The 23,205-nt window shown below is 66.6% G+C and carries 21 protein-coding genes; 13 read left to right on the top strand and 8 right to left on the bottom strand.

What is annotated here, in order from left to right; genetic code table 11:
• Positions 1-14: 14 nt before the first annotated feature.
• From acpS to maiA, 4 genes are read left to right on the top strand one after another with little or no spacing between them, the layout of a single operon-like run.
• Entirely contained in the window at positions 15-425 is a 411-nt protein-coding gene (acpS, locus tag L8G49_RS20605; RefSeq protein WP_242187869.1) for a holo-ACP synthase, read from the top strand.
• Positions 422-1,348 (top strand): signal peptidase I, encoded by a 927-nt coding sequence (gene lepB / locus L8G49_RS20600; RefSeq protein WP_242138239.1) that lies wholly within the window; start codon positions 422-424, stop codon positions 1,346-1,348. The genes acpS and lepB overlap by 4 nt, the downstream gene beginning before the upstream one ends.
• The gene (locus L8G49_RS20595) at positions 1,348-2,412 is read left to right on the top strand and encodes an AI-2E family transporter (protein WP_242187867.1); all 1,065 of its coding nucleotides are present in this window, start codon (positions 1,348-1,350) and stop codon (positions 2,410-2,412) included. The genes lepB and L8G49_RS20595 overlap by 1 nt, the downstream gene beginning before the upstream one ends.
• On the top strand, positions 2,409-3,059 hold the full coding sequence (gene maiA, locus L8G49_RS20590; RefSeq protein WP_242187865.1) for a maleylacetoacetate isomerase: 651 nt from the start codon (positions 2,409-2,411) through the stop codon (positions 3,057-3,059). The genes L8G49_RS20595 and maiA overlap by 4 nt, the downstream gene beginning before the upstream one ends.
• Here maiA and L8G49_RS20585 read toward each other — a convergent pair.
• On the bottom strand, positions 3,031-4,146 hold the full coding sequence (locus tag L8G49_RS20585) for a glycosyltransferase (RefSeq protein ID WP_242187863.1): 1,116 nt from the start codon (positions 4,144-4,146) through the stop codon (positions 3,031-3,033). The genes maiA and L8G49_RS20585 overlap by 29 nt on opposite strands.
• A gap of 304 nt (positions 4,147-4,450) precedes the next feature.
• Between L8G49_RS20585 and L8G49_RS20580 the strand changes: the two genes are divergently transcribed.
• Genes L8G49_RS20580 through L8G49_RS20570 form a run of 3 tightly spaced genes read left to right on the top strand, consistent with a single transcriptional unit; the run spans position 4,451 to position 7,033 of the window.
• Positions 4,451-5,305 (top strand): hypothetical protein, encoded by an 855-nt coding sequence (locus L8G49_RS20580; RefSeq protein ID WP_277923414.1) that lies wholly within the window; start codon positions 4,451-4,453, stop codon positions 5,303-5,305.
• Positions 5,306-5,307: 2 nt separating this feature from the next.
• Positions 5,308-5,838, top strand: a complete 531-nt coding sequence (locus L8G49_RS20575; protein WP_242187861.1) for a DUF2141 domain-containing protein — start codon at positions 5,308-5,310, stop codon at positions 5,836-5,838.
• Positions 5,839-5,842: 4 nt separating this feature from the next.
• Positions 5,843-7,033 carry a glycosyltransferase gene (locus tag L8G49_RS20570; RefSeq protein ID WP_242138233.1) on the top strand — a complete coding sequence of 397 codons (1,191 nt, stop codon included), beginning with the start codon at positions 5,843-5,845 and terminating at the stop codon, positions 7,031-7,033.
• On the opposite strand, the gene L8G49_RS20565 is transcribed toward L8G49_RS20570, so the two are convergent.
• A complete protein-coding gene (locus L8G49_RS20565) occupies positions 7,020-8,528 on the bottom strand; it encodes a DUF2029 domain-containing protein (RefSeq protein WP_242187859.1) in 1,509 nt (502 codons plus the stop codon). The genes L8G49_RS20570 and L8G49_RS20565 overlap by 14 nt on opposite strands.
• A gap of 91 nt (positions 8,529-8,619) precedes the next feature.
• Between L8G49_RS20565 and L8G49_RS20560 the strand changes: the two genes are divergently transcribed.
• Both L8G49_RS20560 and L8G49_RS20555 read left to right on the top strand, forming a co-directional pair.
• The gene (locus tag L8G49_RS20560; RefSeq protein ID WP_242187858.1) at positions 8,620-10,245 is read left to right on the top strand and encodes an alkaline phosphatase D family protein; all 1,626 of its coding nucleotides are present in this window, start codon (positions 8,620-8,622) and stop codon (positions 10,243-10,245) included.
• Positions 10,246-10,315: 70 nt separating this feature from the next.
• The gene (locus tag L8G49_RS20555) at positions 10,316-11,332 is read left to right on the top strand and encodes a LacI family DNA-binding transcriptional regulator (protein WP_242187855.1); all 1,017 of its coding nucleotides are present in this window, start codon (positions 10,316-10,318) and stop codon (positions 11,330-11,332) included.
• Between the two features lie 144 nt (positions 11,333-11,476).
• On the opposite strand, the gene L8G49_RS20550 is transcribed toward L8G49_RS20555, so the two are convergent.
• On the bottom strand, positions 11,477-12,520 hold the full coding sequence (locus tag L8G49_RS20550) for a putative sulfate exporter family transporter (protein ID WP_242187879.1): 1,044 nt from the start codon (positions 12,518-12,520) through the stop codon (positions 11,477-11,479).
• 223 nt (positions 12,521-12,743) lie between these two features.
• Here L8G49_RS20550 and L8G49_RS20545 point away from each other — a divergent pair, with 223 nt between their 5' ends.
• The gene (locus tag L8G49_RS20545) at positions 12,744-13,985 is read left to right on the top strand and encodes an MFS transporter (RefSeq protein WP_242187853.1); all 1,242 of its coding nucleotides are present in this window, start codon (positions 12,744-12,746) and stop codon (positions 13,983-13,985) included.
• A gap of 513 nt (positions 13,986-14,498) precedes the next feature.
• Here the strand turns inward: L8G49_RS20545 and L8G49_RS20540 are convergent.
• Together L8G49_RS20540 and L8G49_RS20535 are read right to left on the bottom strand one after the other, a co-directional pair.
• The gene (locus L8G49_RS20540) at positions 14,499-16,895 is read right to left on the bottom strand and encodes a TonB-dependent receptor (protein ID WP_242187850.1); all 2,397 of its coding nucleotides are present in this window, start codon (positions 16,893-16,895) and stop codon (positions 14,499-14,501) included.
• 157 nt (positions 16,896-17,052) lie between these two features.
• Entirely contained in the window at positions 17,053-18,129 is a 1,077-nt protein-coding gene (locus L8G49_RS20535) for a Gfo/Idh/MocA family oxidoreductase (RefSeq protein WP_242187878.1), read from the bottom strand.
• Positions 18,130-18,165: 36 nt separating this feature from the next.
• Between L8G49_RS20535 and L8G49_RS20530 the strand changes: the two genes are divergently transcribed.
• From L8G49_RS20530 to L8G49_RS20520, 3 genes are all read left to right on the top strand, one after another.
• Entirely contained in the window at positions 18,166-19,074 is a 909-nt protein-coding gene (locus L8G49_RS20530; protein ID WP_242187849.1) for an aldo/keto reductase, read from the top strand.
• The gene (locus tag L8G49_RS20525; RefSeq protein WP_242187847.1) at positions 19,071-20,147 is read left to right on the top strand and encodes an LLM class flavin-dependent oxidoreductase; all 1,077 of its coding nucleotides are present in this window, start codon (positions 19,071-19,073) and stop codon (positions 20,145-20,147) included. Before L8G49_RS20530 ends, L8G49_RS20525 begins: the two co-directional genes overlap by 4 nt.
• 84 nt (positions 20,148-20,231) lie before the next feature.
• The gene (locus tag L8G49_RS20520) at positions 20,232-20,702 is read left to right on the top strand and encodes a DUF1203 domain-containing protein (RefSeq protein ID WP_242187838.1); all 471 of its coding nucleotides are present in this window, start codon (positions 20,232-20,234) and stop codon (positions 20,700-20,702) included.
• Positions 20,703-20,798: 96 nt separating this feature from the next.
• On the opposite strand, the gene L8G49_RS20515 is transcribed toward L8G49_RS20520, so the two are convergent.
• The 3 genes from L8G49_RS20515 to L8G49_RS20505 form a co-directional block, all read right to left on the bottom strand.
• Entirely contained in the window at positions 20,799-20,954 is a 156-nt protein-coding gene (locus L8G49_RS20515) for a hypothetical protein (RefSeq protein WP_242138224.1), read from the bottom strand.
• Between the two features lie 139 nt (positions 20,955-21,093).
• Complete coding sequence (locus tag L8G49_RS20510) at positions 21,094-22,113, bottom strand: oxidoreductase (protein ID WP_242187836.1); 1,020 nt, start codon at positions 22,111-22,113, stop codon at positions 21,094-21,096.
• Positions 22,110-23,114: a sugar kinase gene (locus L8G49_RS20505; protein WP_242187832.1), complete on the bottom strand. Its 1,005-nt coding sequence runs from the start codon at positions 23,112-23,114 to the stop codon at positions 22,110-22,112. The genes L8G49_RS20510 and L8G49_RS20505 overlap by 4 nt, the downstream gene beginning before the upstream one ends.
• Between the last annotated feature and the right edge of the window lie 91 nt (positions 23,115-23,205).

Raw genomic sequence — 23,205 nt, 5'->3', positions numbered from 1 at the left:
GGAGAGGGAGCAGCATGATCATCGGTCTTGGCTCGGACCTGTGCAACATCGAGCGCATCCAGGCATCGCTCGACCGCTTCGGCGAGCGCTTCGAACAGCGCGTCTTTACCGACGTCGAACGGGCAAAGGGTGCCGCCCGACCGTTCACCAAGGCCGGCACGCTCGCCAAGCGCTTCGCTGCCAAGGAAGCCTTTTCCAAGGCGGTCGGAACCGGGTTCAAGCGCGGGGTGTTCATGAAGGATATTGGCGTCGTCAACGCACCTTCCGGCGCGCCGACCCTGCACCTGCAGGGCGGCGCAAAGGCAAGGCTTGACGCGTTGACGCCTGACGGCCACGTCGCGCGACTACATTTGACGATGACCGACGATCATCCCTGGGCGCAAGCGTTTGTGATCATCGAAGCGGTTCCGAGGGACGAGACATGAACGAGGAGCTGGCCCTGAGCGCAGACGACCCCAAGCCGCGCGCAGGCGCCAACGATGCCCGCACCACGACCGGCGGGAAGCAGAGCAAGAAGCCGGGCACCGACTGGGCATCGGAATTGCGCGGCATCTTCTGGCTTATCCTCGCCGTCCTCGGCTTCCACAGCTTCATCGCCAAGCCGTTCTACATTCCGTCGGAATCGATGCTCCCCGGTCTGCTCGTCGGCGACCAGCTGGTGGTCAGCAAGTTCCCTTACGGATGGTCGTTCGTCTCGCCGACCTTCCACCTTTTGCCCTTCTTCCCCGGCCGCCTGCTCGGCCACCTGCCTGAGCGCGGCGACGTCGTGATCGTGACGCCGCCTGGAACGAAGACGGACTATATCAAGCGGCTGATCGGCCTACCCGGCGATCGGCTGGAAGTGCGCGACGGCACCGTCATTCTTAACGGGGTCCCCGTGAAGCGCGGGCCCATCCATTACGTCGATATTCCCAATTACGGCAATGCGCCCTTGCCCTCGCCCGAATCCGGCGTGACGTGCGATCCGACGCAATATGACAATGCGCTACAGACCGCGCCCAACGGCAAAAGCTTCTGCCGGCTGCCGCTGGTGACCGAGACGCTCCCCAATGGCCGCCATTACGACACGGTCGACCTGGGCAGCTATCCCGGTGACAATTATCCCGCAGTGACCATTCCCGCCAACCATGTCTTCCTGATGGGCGACAATCGCGATCGTAGCGCCGACAGCCGTTTTCCGCTTTCCGAACAGGGTCTTGGCGGTCCAGTGCCGTGGGAATATCTTGGTGGCCGCGCGGAATTCATTACTTTTTCGAAGACCGGGCTTGGTTCCTGGAATCCCTTGACCTGGGGTCAGTCGTTCCGTGGTGGACGCGCTGGCACCTCCCTGCATGCGAGCCGTAATTGATGAGTGAGTCCCAAAGCGTAGAACTGGTTAGTGAACCTGCCCCCAACGAGCTGCGCGACCCGTTCGTTCGGAAGGAACTGACCCGGGCGACGGTGTGGCTCGGGCTGGCGGGCGCCATCGCGCTGCTCGTGTTGTTGATTCATCCGCTGCTGATCATCTTCGGCGGGCTGGTCTTCGCCGCGATGCTCGACGGGGGCGTTCGTTTGCTCGGCCGCGTGCTGCCGATCGGGCGGTCGTGGCGGCTGATGATCGTCGTGTTGCTGACCGTAGTGTTCCTTGTGGGGCTGGTGTGGCTGACCGGCGTCCAGGTCACCGCGCAGTTCGCGCAGCTCCAGCAGACGCTGATCGCGCAGGCCACCCGTCTCGCGGGCTGGGCGTCGAGCAAGGGCATCATGCCGCAACAGGCCGATATCAACGGGATGCTGCAGCAGGCGCTCGGTTCGTTCGGTAAGCTGACCAGCTATCTCGGGACGTTCTTCGGCGCGATGGCCAGCCTGGTGATGGTATTGGTGATCGGCCTGTTCGTCGCGATGGAACCACGGCTGTACGGGCGTGGGCTCGAATGGATGATCCCGACCGAAATGCGCCCGCGTTTCGCTGGCACGATCGACCAGATGGCAACCACGATGCGCCGCCTGCTTGCCGGGCGTCTGTTTGGCATGGCGCTGGAGGGCGCGATGACCGGGGTTGCGCTGGCATTCGCCGGCGTGCCGATGGCGCTGGTGCTGGGCATCATCACCGGGCTGCTGGCCTTCATTCCGAACATCGGCGCCATTACCAGCGGCGTTCTGATGGTCGCGGTGGGGTTCAGTGCCGGGACGCAGACCGGCTTCTGGGCGATCGGCATCTATGTCTTCATCCAGGCGGTCGACGGCTATGTCGTCATCCCGATGGTCGCCAAAAAGACGGTCGACCTGCCGCCCGCCCTGACGCTGTCGTCGCAGATCCTGGCGGGAACGTTGTTCGGCCTGCTCGGGCTGACGCTTGCCGACCCGATGACCGCGATGATCAAGGTCGCGCTCGAACGAAGTTCGGAAGCGGAAGGCGAAGCAGAGACCGCATGACTCCGGTCCTGTACGATTACTGGCGCTCGTCGGCGGCGTATCGCGTCAGGATCGTGCTGAACCTCAAGGGCGTTGCGTATGACAGCGTCGCGGTCGACCTAACCCAGGGCGCGCAGCGCGCGCCGGCGTATCTCGCGCGCAATCCCCAGGGACTGGTCCCTGCGCTGGATGTCGGCACCGCGGTGCTGACGCAGAGTCTCGCTATCATCGATTATCTGGATGCGACCTGTCCCGCCACCCCGATGCTGCCACGTGACCCGATCGCACGGTCACGGGTGCTGGCGCAGGCGCTGTCGGTCGTTGCCGATCTTCATCCGATCGACAATCTGCGCGTCCTGAATCGACTGACCGAACAATTCGGCGCGGACGAAGCGGCCCGCCGGGCCTGGTACGTCCATTGGGTCGAGACGGGGCTAAGCGCCCTGGAGGAGATGGCGGCGGAGACTGCGGGGCCGCTGCTCGGGGGCGATCGGCCCAATCTGGCGGACGCCTGCCTCGTGCCGCAACTGTACAATGCCCGGCGGTTCGATGTGGCGCTCGATCGCTTTCCCCGGCTGGTCGCTGCCGATGCCGCGGCAGCGACGATCGCCGAAATCGCCGCGGCACACCCTGATCAGGTCAAGCCGCGCGCTGCAACCCCCGCCTGAAGCGTCGCTCCAGAACGGCGTGGTCGAACAGATCGAGATAGGCCGCGGCGGCATTCTCGCCCGGCTGGGGTACTGGCTGTGGCCGCGAGCGACCGGGCTCCAGCCAATGTTCAAGCGCCGCGACTAGCCCCGCCGCGTCGCCGGGCACGACCACGCTGCCGACCGCCGGACTGGTGACGATCTCGCGTACCGCGACGCTGGAGTCAGTTGCCACCACCGGCGTTCCCACCGCGAGCGACTCGCGCAGCACGCCGGGGACGCCCTCGAAATCACTGACGAGCGCAAGCGCCGTCGCGCGGGCGATCGCCGGCGTGGGATCGTCGACATGGCCTGGCAGCAGGACACGCCGCCCGAGCCCGCGCGCGGCGATGCGCGACTCGATCGTTGCGCGCTCTGCCCCTTCACCGAGGATCATCAGCGATACGTCGCGGTCGTCGATATCGGCAAAGGCATCGATCAAACGGTCCCAACGCTTTTGCGGCGCCAGCCGGCCGACGCCCAGCAGGAACCGTCCCCGAGGGACGACCGACGGTGCCGTTGCGACAAGCGGCCGCGGGACCGGATTCGGGATCACGCTGATCGCATCGCGCCGGGCCCCCATCATCGTACAGGCTTCGTCCGCCATTGCCGGACTCATCGCCACCAGCCGGTCGACGAAGCTGGGATGCCATTTGAGCCAGGTGCGATAGGCCGCAGCGACCGGTGCGTTATGGTCGCGGCGGTCGAGCGCGTTCGAAATCTTGGCGACGATCGGCGGACACCGCGTTCCGAGGCGAAGCCGCGTCCAGGCCGCGAGCGCGGTATAATGATTTCCCGGGCAGAACAGCACGTCGGGATCGATCGACTCGGTCAACGCCGCGATCGCGCGCATGCCGACCATGGACGTCGTCCTTACCGTCCGTACGTCCACGCCGTCGGGAAGATCGCGCGACAGCGGTCCGGCAACGTCGCCGATCACCAGCGTCACGCGTCGCCCGAGTTCCGCCCACCCCCCGGCGAGACGCAACAACGCCTTTTCCACGCCGCCACCGTCGAGGGTCTGGGCAAAGGCGAGAATGTGCGCGGCGGGGGGACGAGGATTCAGCATGATTGGGTGTTTGTAACCCCGCTGTGTCGCAAATGTTTCTCGGCCGTTCCGGAATAACCTTCAATTTGCGGGGAGTGGAACGATCCGACCGACCGTACGCACGCGATTTGCCGCGCGGCCCGGTTCGGGGTAAGGCGCGGCATTCGATCACCCTGATCGGCGTACAAGCGGACACCTTCGCCACGTGAACAAATTGACGACCGGGCCGGGAATCGGCGCTGCGACGGATGCCCCGACCGCACACCTCCCCTTGCCACCGCTGCCAGGGATTGCAGGCACCCCCGATCTTGCCGGGCTGGAGCCGATGGCCCGTCGGCGTCGACGCTGGCCATCCTATCTCGGCGCCGCCGCGACCCTGATCATGATCGTGTGGCTGGGCATGAAACTGCGGGCGATGGGAGTCGACAATCTATGGTCGGCCATGCCCAGCAACCCATTGTTCTACGTGTTCTTTGCGTTGGTCTACATTGCACCGGTGACCGGCGACTTCGTGATTTTCCGGCGGCTCTGGGGCATCCCCGCCGCCGGCTATATCGCGCTCGCCAAGAAACGCATCGCCAACGACGTGCTGAACTATTCGGGCGAAGCCTATTTCTACGCCTGGGCGCGGCAACGCTCGTCGATGGTCGCGGCGCCGTTCGGCGCGGTGAAGGATGTCAGCATCCTGTCGGCGATAGCGGGCAACATGGTGACCCTGGCGATCATTGCGCTCGCACTGCCGCTTGGCGTCGGGCTGATGACCGAATCGGAACTGCATACGGCAACTTGGTCGGTCGTCGCCGTGTTCGCCATGTCGCTGCCGTTCCTGATCTTTTCGAAGCGTGTATTCTCGTTGCCACGGCGGACGCTGTGGTGGATCTTCGGCGTGCATTGCCTGCGGCTGATCGCAGGCTCGGTGCTGACCGCCTTTGCCTGGCATTACGGCCTGCCGATCGTGCCGGTCGGCATGTGGCTGCTTCTGTCCGCCGCTCGGATGATTGTGGGACGGCTGCCACTTGTGCCGAACAAGGACCTTCTTTTTGCCACCTTCGCCACCCTATTGATCGGCCAGGACGCGCAACTGTCCGTGTTGATTGCAGTGACGGCGGCCCTGCCGTTGCTGGTCCACGTGGTGCTGGTCGCGATATTCGGGCTGGTCGATCTGATTAGGAAGTCGTGACGATGGTGCGCAAGCTGGTGATGACGACGGGGCTGGCAGCGGCGATGCTGGCGGCTGGCCCGGCGCGCGCGGTGCAGTCGCCGATCGGCAGCGACAGCGCTGCCTGCACCAGCGGCGGCCCGGCGATCCGCGTCACGGTCGACGGGCTGAAGGATCGGACCGGCGAACTCAAGCTCGAGCTATACCCCGCGAACGAGGCCGACTTTCTCAAGGACGACCGCGACCTCATCAAGGAAGGCAAGTTCTTCCGCCGGGTACGGGTCCCCACCCCGGCGAGCGGTCCGGTCGTGCTGTGCATCCGGGTGCCGTCCCCGGGGCCGTACGCCCTGCTGTTCACGCACAATCGCGACGGCCGCAACAAGTTCAATTTCTGGTCCGACGGTGCCGGATTCCCCAGCAACACCAAACTCGGTCGCGCGCGGCCCAAAGTGACGCAAGGCCGGATCGTCGTCCCGGAAGGTGTTGTCTCGGTCGAAATCCGCGCGCAATATCTTCGCGGGCTCGGTGGTTTTGGTCCAATTCAAGGCGGTTGATCGCATGCGGATCGTCGACGTCAACGAATTCTACTCCCCGACCGGCGGCGGGGTGCGCACGTATATCGATCGCAAGATGGGGATTATGTCCGATCTCGGGCATGAACTGATCGTCATCGCGCCGGGGCGCGAACCCAGCATCGAGGAACGCCCCGGCGGCGGCCGCGTGATCACGGTGCAGACCGGCCATCTGCCGCTCGACGCCAATTACGGCATCTTCTGGGACGGCGCGCCAGTCCTTCGCCTGCTCGACCAGCTCCAGCCCGACGTGGTCGAGACGTCATCCCCGTGGCGCCTGCCCTGGGTCGTGGGCAAATGGCAGGGGGACGCAGTCAAGGCGTTCTTCATGCACAACGACAATATGGCTGCCTATGCGCTGCGCTGGTTCGAAGGGCTCGCCCCGCAGGACCGGATCGAGCGTGCGTTCAACTGGTACAGCCGCTACATGGACAGTTTCCTCACGCATTTCGACACGGTCGTCACCAACGGCCCCGCACTCGAGAAGCGGTTGAAGAACCGCGGCGTTCGGATCGACGCATCGATGCCGCTCGGGATCGAGCGCGGGCACTTTTCGCCCGACCTGCGCGACGACCGGTTGCGCACGGCATTGCTCGCGCAGTGCGACCTGCCGCCGACCGGGCATCTCCTGCTGGGGCTGGGGCGGCATCATCCCGAGAAGCGCTGGCGCTTGGTGATCGACGCGGTCGAGCGCGCGGGTGCGGACCTGCCGGTCGGGCTGATGCTGCTCGGCGCCGGGGTCGAAAGCGCGAAGATCGAGGCACGGATCGCCGGCTCGCCGCACATCCGCATGTTCCGCCCGGTCTATGACCGCGAGCGGCTCGCACGGATCGTCGCGAGCTGCGACGCGCTGATCCACGGGTCGGAGGCGGAGCCGTTCGGGCTCGTTGCATCCGAGGCGATGGCGGGCGGATTGCCGCTGATCGTGCCGGATACCGGCGGATGTGCCGAGGTGGCGGACCCGCTGTCGTCCGAATTCTACACCGCGCGCGATGCGCAGAGTGCCGCGAGCGCGATCCACCGGCTGTTCGCACGCGACCAGCGGGTGCTGCGCCGTGCGGCGCTGGTCGCGGCGACCAAGGTTCGCAGCGACCGCGAACATACGATCGAGCTCATGGACTATTACCAGGGGCTGGTGGACGCGAAGCGCAGCGGACGACTGCTCAGGGTCGCCTGACGTAGAGCCGGAAGCGCGGGGACGCGACTTGTACCGCGCGATAGCGATGCGCGATCGCCCAACGTTCGAGCCGCCTGTCGAGATCGGGGTTTCCGCTGCTCCATTTGGCCTCGCCGCCGAGGAGAATCGCGGCGGGCGGCAGCGTACTGCGCCCGCCTACCTTCGCCGGGGAAGCGCTTGCTAGAGGCCTTGCCAAGACATCCAACCGATCCCCCGAGACGAGATGCAACCCCGCTTCCGCCCCCGGCGCGACCAGCGCATGGCTCCGGAAATAGAATGGCCCCGTCGCAAAACGCCGGTCCGGTAACCGCCCGGTCGCAGCCAGAAACTGCGGGGACAGCGTCGCAACCGGCCCCGTCACCTCTGCCCGATCGAGTGCATTCCGCACCGCACGCCCGTCGCGCAACGCAGCCAGCAGCGGCAACCGCCCGGTTCCGCCACCCCCACCGGCGATCAGCCCGGCAACCGTCGGCGCAAGCCCTGCAGCCACGAACACCGCCGTCACGATCCGCACCCACTGCACCGGCGGCCGCTCCTGCCACGCCACCGCAAGCAGGAGGAACAGCGGCGGGAGGACCGGCAGCAGATATTGCCGCCACGTCGGGAACGGCAGCATCGCCGCCGCCACTCCGGCCAGCGTCACGACGGTAACGACCGGCAACCGGTGCCACCCCCGGCGCGCCATTACGATCAGCGCAACCAGCCCCGGTCCGAGCGCCAGAAACTTCAGCAGGTCGATCGCTTTGGCGAGCCATGTCAATTTCCACGGCGTCGCCAGATAGTATTCGGCAGGCGCGCGCGCCGGAAACTGCACCGCGCCGAACACGAAGCCCGCAGGGGCCTGCGCCCAAGTCCACGCCACCAATAGCAGCACCGGCAACGCCCCCGCCAACACCGCTAGTGGCCGATGGCGGCGATCGAACAGCGCATAGGCGCCATAGCCGGCCGCGGGCAGCGCATAGGAGATCTTCGCCGCCGCCGCCGCCGCGAGCAACACCCCGATCAGCAGCGCGCCGCCCCACCGGCCGCGCCCGGTCGCGACGCGGACGATCAGCACCAGCGCACCACCCAGCAGCGCAGCAGGCAAGGCATCGTTGCGCGCGGTCGCAACGCTGAACAGGAAGCAGTCGCAGGTCGCGAACAACCCCGCCGCCGCCAACGCCACTCGCGCCGCCACGCCGGCTTCGCGCGCGGCTCGCCAGACGCATCCGACCAGGATCGCGCCGAGCAGCACGTTCACCAGCCGCAGCGCCGGCCACGCCAAGGTCCCGGCAATCGCCGCCAAGGGCGCGAACAGCAGCGGCTGGAGCGGGGTCTGCAGATAGGCATAGTCGCGATACGGCAGATCGCCGTGCGCGCTCAGCACCGCGGCGGCGACATATTGGCTTTCGTCGTGATCGATCGGTCGCAGCAGCGCGAGCAGCGCGAACAGCACGAATACCGTGGCCAGAAGCCGAAGCGGCAGACCGATACGCCCGGGAACGGTTGGCTCCATCGCGCCGGCGCCTAGCATGCAGTTTCGGTCCTGTCACGAACACGCCATATCCGCACGGCAGAAGAAACATGGTATCAGTAGGAGCCCCAAGATGACCGTCCAGATCGACCGCCGCTCGCTCCTGTTGACCGGATCGCTCGGTCTTGGGGCCTTTGCCGTTCCCGGCTTCGCGCAGACCCCGAATGTGACGCAGGCGCGCGGCTTTACCCATTCGGTCGCCAGCGGCGAACCCGGCAGTGACACGATGCTGCTGTGGACGCGCTACGTCCCGACGACCGGCGATACGGCTGAACTCCGCGTCGAAATCTCCGAAACGCCCGACTTTGCACGCATCGTCGCGGGCGGATCCCAGATCACCGGGGTGTGGCGCGACTTTACCGCGAAGATCACGGTCGACACGCTCAAGCCCGACACGCGCTATCACTATCGGTTCGTGGCGCCCGATGGCAGCTTTTCCCCCTTCGGGATGACCAAGACGCTGCCGGTCGGCCCGGTCGACCGCTTCCGCACCGTCACCTTTTCGTGCTCGAACATGCCGTACGGCTATTTCAACGCCTATGCGCACGCTGCCGCGCGCGACGATATCGATCTGGCGATTCATCTGGGCGACTATTTTTACGAATATGAGACCGGCGATTATCCGGCGGCAAAGGATCAGGTGGCCGGGCGCGTGCCGCTTCCGTCAAACGAGCTGTTCCATCTGGCGGATTACCGGCTGCGCTATGGCAGTTATCGCAGCGATCCCGACCTGATGGCGCTCCACGCAAAGCACCCGATGATCGTCCAGTGGGACGACCATGAATCCTCGAACGACAGTTGGGAGGGCGGCGCGCAGAACCATCAGCCGAACGAAGGCGACTGGAATGCGCGCCGGGCCGCGTCGATCCAGGCATATCGCGAATGGATGCCTGTCTCGGACGAGCCGTGGAAAGCCTATGAAATCGGCACCCTCGCCACGCTGTTCCGCACCGAGACCCGGCTGCTCGCGCGCACCAAGCAGCCCGACGTCGCACCGTTGTTCGCGGCGACCGACCCGACCAGCGCGCTGAAGGCGTTCCGCGATGGCCTGTGGATGGACCCAGCCGTGACGATGATGGGATCGCAGCAGGAAAGCTGGCTCGCGCATGCGATGGCGCAATCGGTCCGTCAGGGGCAACGCTGGCAGGTCGTCGGCTTCGGAACGATCATGGGACAGACGGTGATGCCGGCGGAAGCGATGAGCTGGCTTTCGCCCGATTCCCCGGAACGCGCGCGCGGCTATCTGCTCGCTGGCGTCGCCGCGGCGAAGGTCGGGTTGCCGTTCAACTACGACAATTGGGGCGGCTATCCCGCCGCGCGCGCACGCTTCCTCCGCAAGGCGCAAGGGCTGGGCGCGAACCTTGTCGTACTGTCGGGTGATAGCCACAATGCCTGGGCTTATGACCTCGGGCAGGACGGCAAGCCCGCCGGCGTCGAGTTCGCCGGGCATTCGGTCACGTCGCCGGGCTATGAAACGGCAAGCAAGACCGATCCCAGGACCATCGCAGCCGCGTTGATCAGGACCAACCCCGAGCTGAAATGGTGCGACACCAGCCGGCGTGGCTACATGGCGATGACGCTGACGCCCGCGACGGTCAGCAACGACTGGATCATGGTCGACACGATCAAGGCCAAGTCCGCCGCCGGACGCATCGGGCACACGGCTACCGTATCCCGCGGGCGCAATATCATGGCGTGACGGTTGCCGTCGTGCCCCCGCTGCGGCAAACCCGGACCAGGCCCGGAGATGGCCGCGGGGGGCACACGAATTGCGCGTAACGATCAAGGACGTGTCGCGGGTATCGGGCGTGTCGATCAAGACCGTCTCGCGGGTACTCAACAACGAGCGCTATGTCGGCGCGGAAACCCGCGCGCGCGTGCAGGCCGCGGTGGCCGAGCTCAAGTTCCGCCCGAGTATGGCGGCTCGTTCGCTCGCCGGGCGGCGGAGTTTCCAGATCGCGCTGATCTGCGACAACCCGAGCCCGTATTACGTCTATGAGATGCAGTCGGGAATCCGCGACCGGTGCGTGCTCGACGGAGTGCGGATGATTGCGCAGCCTTATGATCGCAACGCGACGACCCTGCTCGACGAACTCGAAAGCCTGGTTGACGCGACGCATGTCGACGGGCTGATCCTCACCCCGCCGGTCTCGGACAATCCCGACGTGCTAGACCTGCTCGCGCGACGCGGCGTTCGGTTCGTGCGGGTTTCGCCAGGCAGCGGGCTCGAGCTGGGCCCCGCAACCTTCATCGACAATGAAGCGGCGGCAGCGGTGATGACCACCCACCTGCTGTCACTCGGCCACCACCGGATCGGGTTCATCGCAGGGCATCCGAGCTATGCGACCAGCGCACAGCGGTTGCGTGGCTATGTCCGGGCGCTCGGCGCGGCGGACATCGCGTTCGATCCCGATCTGGTGTGCGAAGGAAGCTACGACTTTGCGTCGGGCTCGACCGCGGCGGCGGTGCTGCTCGATCTGGCGAAGCCGCCGACCGCGATCTTCGCCTCGAGCGACGACATGGCGGCGGGCGCGCTGACGACGGCGCATCGGCGCGGGCTGAAGGTGCCCGAACAGCTGTCGGTCGCGGGGTTCGACGATACCGAGATGGCGGGCTTCGTCTGGCCGCCACTCACCACGATTCGCCAACCGACCCGGCAGATGGCGTATCAGGCGGCGGACTTGCTGCTGGCGCCGGTCGATGCGGAGGTGCCGGCGGAACAGCGCGAATTGCCGTTCGAGCTGGTGGTGCGGGAATCGACCGGGGTTGTGGCGGGTCCGCGCTGAACCGTCACCACTTCGGTCGCCCCACACCCATGCCGTCACCCTGAACTCGTTTCAGGGTCCACCGCGCCACACGGGCTGACGGGCCAGGCGGAAAGTGGATGCTGAAACGAGTTCAGCATGACGGCGCTATGGATCAGGGGTGACTCACCCGATCAGGAACACCGCCGCCGCAAGCGCGAACGCAAACGCCGCTACCGTCGCGATCAGGATCACGAGCAACGGCTTTGGCCCCGCCTCGAGCAATTGCGCGAGCGGCGAGCGGATCGCGGTCGCGGTCACCGCCGCCGCCAGCATCGCCGCCGCCGCTTTCTCCGCTCCTGTCGCGACGATCGGCGGAATCACCCCGAACGAATTGATCCCCGCCAGCACGAAAAACCCGACCACGAACCACGGCACGCCGGGCCCCTTGGCCTTGCCCGCCCCGCCCTTCGGATCGAACCGCGCCAGCCCCACCGCGACCACCGCCAGCACCGGCGCGAGCAACGCCACGCGCGTCAGCTTGACGATCGCCGCGATCCCGCCCGCACCGTCGCTGTAGGAATAGCCCGCGCCCAGCGCCTGCGCGACGTCATGGATCGCCGCACCGAGCAGGAACCCGGCCTTGAGGTCGCTCATGTGGAGCGCATGCGCGACCAGCGGGTAGAGCATCATCGCCGACGCGCTCATCGCGGAGATGCCGACCAGCACCAGCGTCAGTTGCGCCTGCGTCGTGCGCTTCTCGCCGAGCGTCGTCGCCAGCGCCATTGCGGCACTTGCGCCGCAGATCGCGACCGACCCGCCCGCGAGCAGCCCGAACGCGGTATCGAACCCGAAGCGCCGCGCCGCGAACACCCCCGCCGCCATCGTCAGCGCGACGATCGCCACCACGCACAGCAACGCGACCGGCCCGAGCGCGACGATCTGCCCGAAGGTGATCCGCACGCCGACCAGCACGATCCCCCAGCGCAGCAGCGAGCGCGACGCAAACGCCAGCCCCGGGGTCAGCCGCGAATCCGCGCTGAGGAAATTGAGCGCCAGCCCGATCAGCAACGCCATTAGCGTCAGCGGCACGCCGTAATGATCCGACAGGAACCCTGCGGCGAGCGTCCCCATGACGACCACCACCAGCCCCGGCGCATACCCGCGCCAGTCGCGCTTCGGTGTCTCCGCGACGTTGCCATACAGGTCACCGTAGAGATCGGCCGCCATCGGCAGCGGACGGTTCGGTTGCCTGGATGCCATCGCGCTTCACCGACCCTTTTTGCGTCACCCGGGCTTGTCCCTGGGTTCCCCGTGCCGCACACCGCACCTTCATGTCTTGGAGCGCGGCAGACCCGGGGACAAGACCGGGCGACGGATTGCGTTCGAGTCTAGCCGAACGCAACGATATCTGACAACGCTGTCTCAACAAAAAGACAGGAGTGGAGCGCATATGGCAATGCGAGGCGGCGCAGCCCGGTGGATCATCGTCGCGATGGTGTTCGTCGCGGTCATGCTCAACTATGTCGACCGGCAGATCCTCGCGCTGCTCAAGCCGACGCTCGAGGCGCAGTTCCGCTGGTCCGACCAGGACTATGCCAACATGGGCACCGCCTTCCAGGTCGCGACCGCGTTCGCGTTCCTCGGCACCGGCTGGTTCCTCGATCGGGTGGGCTTGCGGATCGGGTTCGCGCTCGGGGTGCTAATGTGGAGCCTCGCGGGTATGGCGCATGCCTTCGCGACCACCGTCCCCGCCTTCTTCGCCGCGCGGATTCTGCTCGGGATCGCGGAATCGGTCGGCACGCCCGCCGCGGTCAAATCGGCGGCGACCTATTTCAACCACAAGGACCGCCAGATCGCTTTGGGGATCGGCAACACCGCGCCCAATATCGGCGCGATCGTCACGCCCCTGTTCATTCCCGCGCTCGCGCTCGCGTTCGGGTGGCAGGCGGCGTTCCTCGTCGCGGGCGGGCTCGGGCTGATCTGGGTCGTCGTGTGGTTCGCGATCCGCGTCCAGCCGGTCGCGCTCGACGCGGTCGCGCCTGCGCCCGTGCCGTGGCTGAAAGTGCTGTGGACGCGCGCTACGCTCGCGATCGCGATCGCCAAGGTGCTGTCAGATCAGGTGTGGTTCTTCATGCTGCTGTGGCTGCCCGACCTGTTCCACCGGCTGTTCGGGATGGAACAGGGCAAGCTCGGGCTGCCGGTCGCGCTGGTCTATGTGCACGCGGCGTGCGGCGCGCTGACCGGCGGGTTCCTCCCCTCGCGGCTGATGGCGGCGGGGTGGAGCGTCAACCGCGCGCGCAAGGTGACGATGCTGGGTTATGCGCTGCTCGTGCTGCCGGTGGTGTTCGTCCAGAGCGTTTCGAGCCCGTGGTCTGCGGCGTTGCTGCTGGGCTTGGTGCTGTTCGCGCATCAGGGGTTCTCGACCAACGTGTTCGGGGTGGTGACCGACATCACGCCCGCGCGTTCGGTCGGGTCGCGGATCGGGATCGCGGCGTTCTGCGGCAATCTGTGTTCGATCGGGATGATCCAGTTCCAGGCCTATGCGCTCGCGCACGGCTGGGGGTACGGGCCGGCGCTGGCGATCTGCGCTGGGTCGTATCTGACTGCGCTGTTCGCGATCCACCTGCTGATCCCGCGGATCGTGCCGATCGACGAGAGCGAGCGCGGGGACGGGTTGGTGGTGGCGCATTGAGGGAGCTTGCACATGCCCCCTCCGTTCGCCCGGAGCGCAGTCGAAGGGCTGGCGCTGCGCGAGGAGCTTCGACTTCGCTCAGCCCGAACGGTTTGTGGGAGCGCCCGCACCACACCCCACCGTTCTCCCGCGCACGCGGGAGCCCAGAGCTCACGCGCAACGCCTGTAACCTTGGACTCCCGCCTACGCGGGAGAACAAGGTTAGAACGTAACCCGCCCTGTCACGCCGAAATACCGATCCGCATCGCGCGACATCTTATCGTGCCGATCGACGCAAGCGAACGCGGGGATCGGCTGATGGTGGCGCATTGAGAAGGCTTTCACACGCCCCCCGTTCGCCCTGAGCGAAGTCGAAGGGCTGGCGCCGCGCAAGGGGCTTCGACTTCACTCAGCCCGAACGGTTGATGCGAACGTGCGCCCCTCACCGCCACCGTTCTCCTGCGCACGCGGGAGCCCAGAGCCCACGCGCAACGCCTGTGACCCTGGACTCCCGCCTGCGCGGGAGAACAAAGCTTAGAACGTAACCCGCCCGGTCACCCCGAAATACCGGTCCGCATCGCGCGGGATCTGGTAGCGATACGCCTGGCCCGGGCCGCCGTTGATGATCGACGCAGCGAAGCTCTGGTCGAACAGGTTCCGCACCTGGAAGGTCAGCTTGTAGTGATCGTCCGGCGTGGCCAGCCCGACGCTCAGATTGACCAGCCCGTACGCGCCGATCGTCCCCAGCCGCCGCTGCACCGCATCCGCCGAGAACAGCGCGAGTTCGCTGCTCTGGTAGGCCCCCTGCGCGCCGAGGAAAATGTCCGCGAAACCGCCGGTCCGCACACGATAATCGGCGCTGAGGTTACCCTTCCACTTGGGGGCAAACCCGAGCGGCGTTCCCGCCGGGACCACCGCCGCCCCCGCAGGCGCGTTGAACTGGTCGACATGCGCGTCGGTGTACGCGACGCCGCCCGTGAAGCTCAAGTCGCGGATCGGCCGGAACGTCGCGTCGAGTTCGCCGCCGCGAGTCGAAACGTCGCCCGCATTGGTAAAGCGCGTGACGACCACGCCAGCGACCAAGTCAGGGTTGTTCGCCTGGAAATTGTGATACTTGGCGTAATAAGCGGCGAGGTTGAGTGTCAGCTTGCCGCCGAGGAACGTGTTCTTCAGCCCGATCTCGTACGAATCCGACGTTTCCGGCGCGATTGTGTTCGTGCCCGTAGCGGTCAGATTGTAGAAGACGTTGAACGCTGGCCCCTTATAGCCGCGCGCGAAGGTCGCATAGGCCGTCGACCCGCGGTTGATGTCGAACTGGACGCCCGCCTTGCCCGACAGATTCTCGTTGGTCGCCTTGGCGCGGAACGGGATGCCGTTCGAAACGCCCCCCCCGAGGCCATTGTTATACACGCCCTGATCGAAATTGCCGTTGATCCCCGGCCCCGCCAGCGCCGTGACGCGCGAATGGAACACGTCAAGCTGGTCGACCGTGTAGCGCAAGCCGCCGATCAGTCGGAATCGTTCGGTCAAATTGAGCGTGCCCTGCCCGAACAGCGCCATGTTCTTGAACACCGACCCGAAATCGGCGGTGCCCGTTGGCGACGTCGTGCGCGGCGCGCCTGCGCTGCCGCACGGCACCAGCGGGTTGGGGGTCGTCCCCGGCGTCGTGTTGCAGACTACGTCGTTGCGCGTGAAGATCCGCTCGCTCGCCGCGCGCGAATAATAGGCACCCAGCACATAGGTCAGGAACTGGTGCCCGGGCGAGGTCAGCCGCAGCTCCTGGCTGAACGTATCGCCGGTCTGCGGCCCGAAATCGTGGAGCTGGTTGAATCCGACATAGGCCCCGGGCAGGAAATCACCGTCGCGGATCTCGGTGTTCTTGTAGTTGCGATAGGCGGTGATCGAGGTGACGGTCTGCGTCCCCGCGCTGATGTCCGCCTGCAGCGAAAAGCCGTAGCCGGTCTCCTTGGTCCGCGTCACCAGATCCTGCGCGATCGAGCGCGTATCGGTGCCGCGCGGGGTCGGCAGCACGCTCGACGACGGGTTGGTGACGACCGCGCCGGTCGTGGTGTTGATCGGCCCGGTGGCGATCACCTCGCCGCAACAATCGTCTTCATTGTGATGATAATCCGCGATGAACGCGAGCTTCACATTGGGCCCGGCATCCGCATCGACCTGCAGACGCCCGCCATAATGTTCGAAGCCGTTAACGATCTTGTTCACGGCAGTGTTGCGGATGTTGCCGTCGTAATTGGTGTAGAACCCCGTCAACCGCGACCGCACGCTGTCACCGAGCGGCACGTTGATCGCCGCACGACCGCGATATTCGCTGTCGGTGAAGAACCCCGCCTCGACATAGCCGCCGAAGGTCCGGGTCGGCTTCTTGGAAATGATGTTGATCACGCCCGCGCTCGCGTTCTTGCCGAACAGCGTGCCCTGCGGCCCGCGCAGCACCTCGATCTGATCGACGTCGACCAGATCGCCGAACGCCTCGCCCGCGCGGCTGTAGACGACGCCGTCGACCACGGTCGAGATCGACGGCTCGCCCGCGATCGAGAAGGTCGACGTGCCGACTCCGCGCAGGAACAGCGACTGGTTGAGAGTCGTCCCCGATTTGAGGAAGTTGAGCGTGGGAACGAGATATTGCGCGCCCTCGAGGCTGACCTTGCCCTGGCTCGCGAGCGCATCGCCCGAGATCACGCTGACCGCGACCGGCACGTCCTGCAGCCGTTCGGAGCGCTTCTGCGCGGTGACGATGATGTCGCCGGGGGGGGCTTCGTCGGGGGCGTTGGGCACCGGCGCGGTCGCTTCGGCGACGGGCGCGGGTCTCTGGTCCGGCGCGGAAACCGCGGTCTGCGCCCAGAGCGGACTGGCGGCGAACAGCGCGAAGCCGGCGGCTCCCGCGAGATAGCGTCCCTTGGTCATCATCATTCCCTCCCTGTACAGAAATCCCACTTCTTTGGTGGGTATTGCTCTTTTGCGGTCCCGGACACCGCTGTCAGTCTTGCCCGGCGTAAAGTTGTGCTTGTCGCGTTCCGTCCGTTCGACTTCGCTCGAAACGAACGGGAGGGGGAGTGGGATTAAAGTATCAGAACCCCAGCTCCTTCATCTCGACGACGCGTTTCTCTCGTGCACTGATCTCCGCCGCGGTGCCGATCGCAACCGCGAGCATTCCGTCGCGCGCCGTCACTTCGACCGGCCCCGACCCGCGCACGGCTGCATTGAACCGCTGATGCTCGTAGAAGGTCGAGCCGTGGTGGCTCCCCGCATCGAGCGCCGCCTGCTCGACTTCGACCACGCGCCGCGTCACCTGTTTGGGATTACGGAACCCGACACGCGGCGAATGGACCAAAGCGCCCTCCGGAATCAGCACGTCGAGCCGTGCCTGGTCGCCGACCGCGGTGATCTCTTCCTGATTCTCCGCGCCGTCCGCGAACATCGACAGGTCGAGCATCGCGCGGACCCCATTGGCGAAATCCACGGTGGTGTAGCTATTGTCGATGATGTCGGGCCGCTCGCCGCCATAGCTTTCGTCGACATGGTTCACGTCCATCGCGCCCGAGCAATAGACGCGCACCGCCTCGCTCTGCGTAATCAGCCGCATCAGGTCGAAGAAATGGCAGCATTTCTCGACCATCGTCCCGCCGGTGTTGCGGTTGAAGCGGTTCCAGTCGGCGACCTTGACGAGAAACGGGAAGCGATGCTCGCGGATCGACAGCATCTGCAATCGCCCGATCGCACCGTTCCGGATTTCCTCGATGAACGCCTGGGCGGGGGGCATGTAGCGATATTCCATCGCGGTCCAGAACACGCGGTCGCTGCGGTCTGCGCGCTCGACGATCCAGCGGCAATCGTCCAGCGTCGTCGCGAGCGGCTTTTCGCACAGGATGTGGAGGCCGGCATCGAACAACGGCTCGAGCACGCTACGATGCGTATAGTTCGGACTGGAGACGATCACCGCATCGCACAGACCGCTCGCCGCCAGAGCCTCTACCGAGCCGAACGCGGTCGCCCCGCTCGCACGGTCGCTGAGCGCATCGCGAGCCCAGCCGAGCGAACCTTCCGCCGGATCGGCCAGTGCGGTGATGACCGCGCCCGGGGTGATCGTGAGGTTGGCGATATGCTCCACCCCCATCATGCCAGTGCCGACCAACCCGTAACGCACTTGCTCTGCCAAGGTCTTCGCCTCTATATGACAACGATGTCTGAGATCATCCTTACACCCGAATTGCGTCCGCTCGGCAAGAGCGGATTGATGGTCAGCCCGGTCGCCTGGGGGATGTGGCGCTTCGGCCAGTCCTCGGTCGCGGAAGGCCGCGCGCTGATCGACGCGGCGTTCGAGGCGGGCGTCACGCTGTTCGACACCGCCGATATCTACGGATTCAATGGGGTGGACGGTTTCGGCGATGCCGAGTCGCTGCTTGGCAAGGTGTTTGCCGAGGACGCCGCCCTGCGCGACCGGATGGTGCTCGCCACCAAGGGCGGGATCCTACCGCCGGTCCCCTACGACCAGAGTGCCGCCTATCTGACCAAGGCGCTCGAGGATTCGCTGACGCGACTCGGGGTCGGCCAAGTCGACCTGTACCAGATCCACCGGCCCGACATTTTGACCCACCCGCAGGAGCTCGCGCGTTCGCTCGAGCAGATGGTGTCGTCGGGCAAGGTTCGCGCAGTCGGCGTGTCAAACTTCACGATTCCGCAGATCCGGGCGCTCGAGGCGTTCCTCACGATCCCGCTCGCCAGCCTTCAGCCCGAACTGTCGCCGCTCGAACTGGGGCCGATCGAAAACGGCCTGCTCGATCTCGCGATGGAACGCGACCATGCGGTGCTCGCCTGGTCGCCGCTCGGCGGTGGGCGGATCGGGTCGCCCGAGGACGATCGCTCCAAGGCGGTCTCGGTCGCGCTCGACGTAGTCGCGCAGGACGCCGGCGTGTCGCGCGCGGCTGCGGCCTATGCCTGGATCATGGCGCATCCGGCACGCGCGATCCCGATCGTCGGGACGCAGAACGCCGCCCGAATCGCCGAGATCGCCGACGTCTACAAGGTCCGCTTCACCCGCCAGAGCTGGTACGATGTGCTGATCGCCTCGCGCGGGGAACGCCTGCCATGAGCGCGACCCGCGTGCCGTGCGAGGTCAGCTGGTTCTCGGCGCTGTGCGACGACGATTACGAGTTCCTCGGTGTCCCCGATGCGAAGCTCAAGTCGAGCTGGGAGCATTGCCGCGACATCGTCCTCCAGGCGGAAACCGGCGGGTTCGACAATATCCTGCTCCCCTCGGGTTATGCGCTCGGGATGGATACCACCGCCTTCGCCGCCGCGATCGCGCCGATGCTCAAGCGGATGGCGCTGCTGATGGCGGTGCGCGTCGGCGAAAGCTGGCCGCCGCAACTCGCGCGCCAGATCGCGACGATCGACCGGCTGCTCGGCGGGCGCCTGACGGTCAACATCATCTCGTCCGACATGCCCGGCGAGACGCTCGGCTCCGGCCCGCGCTATGCGCGCACGGTCGAGTTGATGCGGATCCTGAAGACCCTGCTCAACGGCGAGCCGCTCGACCATGACGGCGAATTCTGGAAGCTCAAGCTCGACCCGCCCCGGATCGGCACCGTCTCCGGCAAGGCACCGCTGCTCTATTTCGGCGGCCTTTCGCCCGACGCCCGCGATGCCGCCGCGCGCGAAGCCGACGTCTTCCTGATGTGGCCCGACCGGCAGGAAGCGGTCGCCGCGATCATCGCCGACATGACCACGCGCGCCGCCGCTTACGGGCGCACGCTCAAGTTCGGCTACCGCGCGCACGTCATCGTCCGTGACACCGAGGCCGAGGCGCGCACCGCCGCAGTGCGGCTGCTGTCCAAGCTCGATGCGGCGGAAGGCGCGGCGATCCGCGCCAGATCGCTCGATTCGACCTCGGCCGGTGTCGCCGCACAGGCAGCGCTGCGGGAGAATGCCGCGGACGACGGCTATGCCGAGCCGAATTTGTGGACCGGCGTGGGCCGCGCGCGCTCGGGCTGTGGCGCGGCGATCGTCGGGGATCCCGACCAGGTACTCGCCAAGATCAATGCCTATCGCAACATGGGGATCGAGGCGTTCATCCTGTCGGGCTATCCGCACGCTGCGGAGGCCGATCTGTTCGCGCGACATGTGCTGCCGCAGATCGATCATGCGCCGCTGAACAGGCCGTAGACGCGCCAATTTCTTTGCCCGCAAGCTCCGGGACGGCATTGGCGCCGGATTGCGCCAATGCCGTCTGCGACAAAGGAGCAAACCATGGCATTTCGCGTTCTGGGCCTCGATCCCGGCCTTTTCGCCAATTTCATCGGGCGTACCGATGCCGAACTAGCCGCGTGCGGGGCGCGGCGCTGTCGCGTTGATACCTACCCCGGGTTTCCCGACAGGATCGCGGTGCGCGACCTCGCCATTGGGGAAACCGCGATCCTGCTGAACTACGAACATCAGCCGGCGGATACGCCCTATCGCTCACGCCACGCGATCTTCGTGGGGGAGACAGCGCGGGAAGCACTGGACGTTGTCGATACGATTCCCGACGCGCTCTACCGTCGCCCGATATCGCTGCGCGCGTTCGACGACGTCGGCGACATGCGCGCGGCGGAGCTCTGTGCCGGCGAGGCGCTGATACCCGGCATCGAACGCCTGTTCGCCGATCCGGGCGTCGCCTATCTTCACGCGCATTATGCGTTGCGCGGGTGCTATGCGGCGCGGATCGTTCGGTCGGCCTGACAGCTGCCCACCCGCCAAACGTTGTCAACGTCGCACAAAGCGCTCGGTCCCGTCAGGCGCAAGGCGGTCCTGCGATCGAACGCGCGCCGTTCCCCGTCAGCGACCAGCCCGTTCCGCCCAGGGGAGCGGGCGTGGCGGGATGACCCGGATACAGTCCTGAAAATCGGGTCGCTCGGTCCGGCGACGCAGCTTTTCTGCGAGTACGCGCCCGATCAATTCGTAATCGGCGCGAAAAACGATGGTTCCGTTCATCCCACGCTCCTCCTGCGGAGACGCTTCGGACGCCGTGCGACAAAGTGCCTCCCACCAGCGTCAAACCGAAGGGGGACGCTTCGGTTCCTGCCATCGATCTAAAGAATGATCCTGGCAAGGAACCGTCACACCGCCGCTATCATGGGCTCCGTTGCGCGGCGCTGCGGCGGATCTGGGTGATCACTTGCATGACCATCAGGGCATCGGCGGCGGCGACCGGCGGCGCAGCATCCTCGCGGATCGCGCGGGCAACCCCTTCGTAAAAGGCGTACCAGTTCCCCGGTTCGGTCGGCACCGACTGGCGCCGTCCGTCGCCGAAGGTCAGCATCCCGTGGTCCGCCGGGGCATCGATGCCATAGCCGGGATCGCGCGGTCCGCCACCGCCGCGCAGCACGGCTTCCTGCGGATCGATGCCGTGTTTGACAAAACTGCCGTACCGGCCATGCAGCGCGAAGCGCGGGCGCGGTGCGGCCACGAGCGTGGCCGCCGAGACGATCACGCGGCGGGATCCGTAATGCAGCGTCGCCTCGACATAATCGTCGGCGAGTGCATCCGCACGCTGCATCGCCACATCGCCCGTAACCCCGTCCGGCATGCCGAACAGCTGGATTGCCTGGTCGATCAGATGCGGGCCAAGATCGTTGAGCAGCCCCGCCCCCGGCTTTTCGCGCCAGCCGGGCTTGATCGCCGGGCGATACCGATCCCAGCGCAGCTCGGCCAAGGCGATCTCCCCCAGCACGCCGGAGTCGAGCATGTGGCGCACCGTCAGAAAGTCCCCGTCCCAGCGACGGTTGTGAAACACCGACAGCATAAGCCCGCGCGCGGCCGCCAGCGCCACGAGCGCCGCGCCGTCGGCAGGATCGGTCACGAACGGCTTGTCGATCACGACATGCTTGCCGGCCTCCAACGCTGCCCGCGCCAGCGGCGCGTGCTGCGCGTCCGGCGCGGCGATCACGACCAGATCGATCGCGCGATCCTCGAACAGGTCGGTACTGTCGCGCACGACCCGCGCTTGCGGCAGCGCCTGCGCGACCGCCGCATCGCGCGACGTCACCACCGTGCTCAGCGTAAAAGCGTCCAGCGCCGTGATCAGCGGGGCATGAAAGCACGCCCCGGCGAGACCGTAGCCGATCAGCCCGACGCGGATCGGCGCGCTCACCGCCGGACGTCCAGCCCGCCGGCGAGATAGGCGTCGATATCCGCCTGGCGGAACAGGCACGCATCGCCCGGCAACGAATGCTTGAGCGCGGCGAGCGCCAGCCCCGTCCGTGCCGCCGCGGCCGGATCGCCACCCTGCCGCAGCGCGTGGAGCACGCCCGCCGCGAACGCGTCGCCGCCGCCGATCCGGTCGACGATCCCGGCGAGCACGACGTCCTCGGTCTGGGCACTGGCCTCGCGCGTATCGACTCGCGCCGACAGGCGGTGGAGGTCGACATGCTCGACGTGCCGCGCGGTCGAGGCGATCGTCTGCAAGCGGGGAAAGGCCTCGAACGCCGCGGCAACCGCCGCGCGCCGCCGGTCCTCGCCGTCGGATGCGAAGTCGCGGTCGAGCAGCAGTGCGATGTCGCGGTGGTTGCCGAACAGCAGGTCCGCCTTGTCCACCAGCTGCATCAGGATGCCGCGCGGGTCGCTGTCCCAGCGTTCCCACAATTTGCCGCGCCAGTTGCCGTCGAACGCGATCGCGATCCCGCGCGCGGACGCCGCCTCGGTGGCGGCGATCGCGCTGGCCGCCGGCACCGGGCCGAGCGCGGGGGTGATGCCCGACAGCAGCAGCCGGTCGACTCCGTCGAGCAGCCTGTCCCAGTCCCACGCTTCGCTCGGCGTTTCGGCGAAGGACGAATGCGCGCGGTCGTAGATCACCTCGGTCGCGCGCAGGCCGGCGCCCGAGGTCACGAAATACAGCCCCATGCGGTCGCCGCGGAGCTGGATGCCGCGCGTCTCGACGCCAGCGCCGCGCAGCGTCGCGATCGCGGATCGCCCGAGGTCATTGTCGGGCAGCGCGCTGGCGAAGGCGACGTCATGCCCGAGCCGCGCGAGCGCGCCCGCGACGTTCGCCTCGGCACCCGCCAACCACACGTCGAGCTTGGGCGTCTGGAGCAACAGCTCGCGCCCCGGCGGGGAGAGCCGCAGCATGATCTCGCCGAATGCCAGGATCTTCATCGTGTCGTCCTTTATTGAAGCGGGCGTGGGCCGTGTTGTCGACTGCCCCCTCCGTCATCCCCGCGGAGGCAAGACCTCTGCGAACTTGCTT

Origin of the sequence: Sphingomonas sp. CARO-RG-8B-R24-01 (assembly GCF_022662295.1) — a bacterium.
Classification (GTDB): domain Bacteria; phylum Pseudomonadota; class Alphaproteobacteria; order Sphingomonadales; family Sphingomonadaceae; genus Sphingomonas.
This window is presented reverse-complemented; position numbering and strand designations above follow the sequence as displayed.

Coding starts and splice junctions, on each gene's coding strand:
- acpS (WP_242187869.1), top strand. CDS start 15: ATGATCATCGGTCTTGGCTCGGACCTGTGCAACATCGAGCGCATCCAG.
- lepB (WP_242138239.1), top strand. CDS start 422: ATGAACGAGGAGCTGGCCCTGAGCGCAGACGACCCCAAGCCGCGCGCA.
- L8G49_RS20595 (WP_242187867.1), top strand. CDS start 1,348: ATGAGTGAGTCCCAAAGCGTAGAACTGGTTAGTGAACCTGCCCCCAAC.
- maiA (WP_242187865.1), top strand. CDS start 2,409: ATGACTCCGGTCCTGTACGATTACTGGCGCTCGTCGGCGGCGTATCGC.
- L8G49_RS20585 (WP_242187863.1), bottom strand. CDS start 4,146: ATGCTGAATCCTCGTCCCCCCGCCGCGCACATTCTCGCCTTTGCCCAG.
- L8G49_RS20580 (WP_277923414.1), top strand. CDS start 4,451: ATGGCCCGTCGGCGTCGACGCTGGCCATCCTATCTCGGCGCCGCCGCG.
- L8G49_RS20575 (WP_242187861.1), top strand. CDS start 5,308: ATGGTGCGCAAGCTGGTGATGACGACGGGGCTGGCAGCGGCGATGCTG.
- L8G49_RS20570 (WP_242138233.1), top strand. CDS start 5,843: ATGCGGATCGTCGACGTCAACGAATTCTACTCCCCGACCGGCGGCGGG.
- L8G49_RS20565 (WP_242187859.1), bottom strand. CDS start 8,528: ATGGAGCCAACCGTTCCCGGGCGTATCGGTCTGCCGCTTCGGCTTCTG.
- L8G49_RS20560 (WP_242187858.1), top strand. CDS start 8,620: ATGACCGTCCAGATCGACCGCCGCTCGCTCCTGTTGACCGGATCGCTC.
- L8G49_RS20550 (WP_242187879.1), bottom strand. CDS start 12,520: ATGGCGGCCGATCTCTACGGTGACCTGTATGGCAACGTCGCGGAGACA.
- L8G49_RS20545 (WP_242187853.1), top strand. CDS start 12,744: ATGGCAATGCGAGGCGGCGCAGCCCGGTGGATCATCGTCGCGATGGTG.
- L8G49_RS20540 (WP_242187850.1), bottom strand. CDS start 16,895: ATGATGATGACCAAGGGACGCTATCTCGCGGGAGCCGCCGGCTTCGCG.
- L8G49_RS20530 (WP_242187849.1), top strand. CDS start 18,166: ATGTCTGAGATCATCCTTACACCCGAATTGCGTCCGCTCGGCAAGAGC.
- L8G49_RS20525 (WP_242187847.1), top strand. CDS start 19,071: ATGAGCGCGACCCGCGTGCCGTGCGAGGTCAGCTGGTTCTCGGCGCTG.
- L8G49_RS20520 (WP_242187838.1), top strand. CDS start 20,232: ATGGCATTTCGCGTTCTGGGCCTCGATCCCGGCCTTTTCGCCAATTTC.
- L8G49_RS20515 (WP_242138224.1), bottom strand. CDS start 20,954: ATGAACGGAACCATCGTTTTTCGCGCCGATTACGAATTGATCGGGCGC.
- L8G49_RS20505 (WP_242187832.1), bottom strand. CDS start 23,114: ATGAAGATCCTGGCATTCGGCGAGATCATGCTGCGGCTCTCCCCGCCG.